We start from the raw sequence: 1,947 nt of genomic DNA on the forward strand, positions 1-1,947 counted from the left end.
TCGACAAGGTCTGGTCGGAAGCCGGTGTCGCCATCCTGGTCGATCTCGGCGGGGCCGAGACCAACTCGGAAATGGCGGTAGAGATGATCGGCGAGCCACGCTCGCAAAAGATCATCGTCTGCAACGCGCCGATCGTCGAAGGCGCGGTGATGGCGGCGACCGAGGCCTCCGGCGGCGCCTCGCTCAGGGAAGTGGTGGCGACGGCGCATGAATTGTCGCCCTCGTGAACGAACGGGAATTTTGAAAGACATGTCCGCATCCGCCGAAGCGACCGTTGTGATCACCCACGATGTGGGCCTGCACGCGCGTCCTTCGGTGAAGTTCACCAAGTTGGCCAAGAGCTTTGCCGCCGAGGTGGAAATCGCGCTGGCTGCCAACGGACCATGGTTCGACGCCAAGAGCATCGTCAAGGTGATGGCGGCCAAGGCGCCGAAAGGCACCGTGCTGCACATCAGGGCCAGCGGCGAGGGCGCCAATGACGCCGTCGACGCGCTGGTCGAATTGGTGCGGCGCGATTTCGATGAAGGCGCGGACCATGTCCGAACCGCTTAGGTTGCAAGGCATTTCGGCCTCGGCCGGTTATGCCGAAGGACCGCTGTTCGACCTCGACCGGATTGCCGCACCCTATGTCGGCAAAGAAACAGCCGACGACGAGAAGGCCGCGCTCGAAACCGCAATCGCCGTCGCGACAGGCCGTCTCACCGCATTGATCGAGATGGCCGAGGGCGATGCCGCCGACATTCTCGAGTTTCAGATCGCCATGCTGCAAGACGATGCGCTGAGCAGCCCGGCCTTTGCCGCGATCCGCGCCGGCCTGCCAGCCGACAAAGCATGGCGGCAAGCGCTTGATACTGAGACTGCCGGCTACGATGCTTCAGACCAGGATTATTTCCGCGCACGTGCCGCCGACATACGCGACATCAGAGACCAGGTGCTGCGGGCGCTGTCCGAGGATGGCGACGTCCAGGCACCAGCCGGTGCCATCCTCTATGGCGAGGACATCGCGCCGACGCGCTTCCTCGAAACCGACTGGAGCGGCGGCGGCGGCATAGCGCTGAAGGCGGGCAGCACGGCGAGCCACGTCGCCATGCTGGCGCGCTCGCGCGGCGTGCCCATGGTTGTCGGGTTGGGCACTTCGCTGGCTCATCTAGCCGGCACAGCGCTGCTCGACGCCGAACATGGCGGCGTCGTGCTGTCACCCTCCAAGGCTGAAATCACTGCCTTTCGCCAATCCTCTTCATCATTCCGGGCGCGCCGCGATCGGGCCGGGACGTTCCTGGCGCGACCGGCAGTGACCAAGGCCGGCACCGCGGTGCGGATGCAGGTCAACATCGCCGCTCCGTCCGAGGTCGACCGCATCGACATCGCGACCTGCGACGGCGTCGGCCTGATGCGCACCGAATTCCTGTTCGGCAAGACGCTGCCGGATGAGGAGACGCAGTATCGCGCCTATCGCAAGGTGCTGGAGTGGGCTGGCGAAAAGCCGGTGACGATCCGCACCGTCGACGCCGGCGGCGACAAGCCGGTGCCCGGCCTTACCGTCGAGGAGAGCAATCCGTTCCTCGGCCTGCGCGGCATCAGGCTGTCGCTGGCAAGACCCGAGGTGTTTCGTGTACAGATCCGGGCGCTGCTGCGCGCCGCCGTGCACGGCAATCTGAAAGTGATGTTCCCGATGATCGCCATTGTGGAGGAATACCGACAGGCAGCGGCAATGTTCGCCGAGGAGCAGGCTGCACTTGCCGCGCGCGGTATCGCGAACAAGATGCCGCCGCTCGGCATCATGGTCGAAGTGCCTTCGGTGGCGATCGTGCCGGAAGCCTTTACTGATGCCGCCTTCTTCTCGATCGGCTCCAATGACCTCACCCAGTATGTCATGGCGGCCGCCCGCGACAACGCTGCCGTGGCGCATCTCAATTCGGTCTGTCATCCAGCCGTGCTGCGGCTGAT

2 protein-coding genes and 1 pseudogene are annotated in these 1,947 nt (G+C 64.8%); all 3 read left to right on the forward strand.

What is annotated here, in order from left to right; translation table 11 throughout:
• Positions 1 to 227: pseudogene (locus EN943_RS36740) on the forward strand (PTS mannose transporter subunit IID); the annotation flags it as partial.
• A gap of 22 nt (positions 228 to 249) precedes the next feature.
• The gene (locus EN943_RS36745) at positions 250 to 552 is read left to right on the forward strand and encodes an HPr family phosphocarrier protein (RefSeq protein ID WP_127416585.1); all 303 of its coding nucleotides are present in this window, start codon (positions 250 to 252) and stop codon (positions 550 to 552) included.
• Positions 536 to 1,947 (forward strand): putative PEP-binding protein (locus EN943_RS36750; protein WP_164778599.1); only part of this gene is annotated, 1,412 nt, incomplete at its 3' end. The genes EN943_RS36745 and EN943_RS36750, both read left to right, overlap by 17 nt.

Origin of the sequence: Mesorhizobium sp. M7A.F.Ca.US.006.01.1.1 (genome assembly GCF_003997935.1) — a bacterium.
Lineage (GTDB): Bacteria > Pseudomonadota > Alphaproteobacteria > Rhizobiales > Rhizobiaceae > Mesorhizobium.

Excerpts from the sequence above, each read along its gene's own strand:
- EN943_RS36745 (WP_127416585.1), top strand. The coding sequence starts at position 250 with ATGTCCGCATCCGCCGAAGCGACCGTTGTGATCACCCACGATGTGGGC.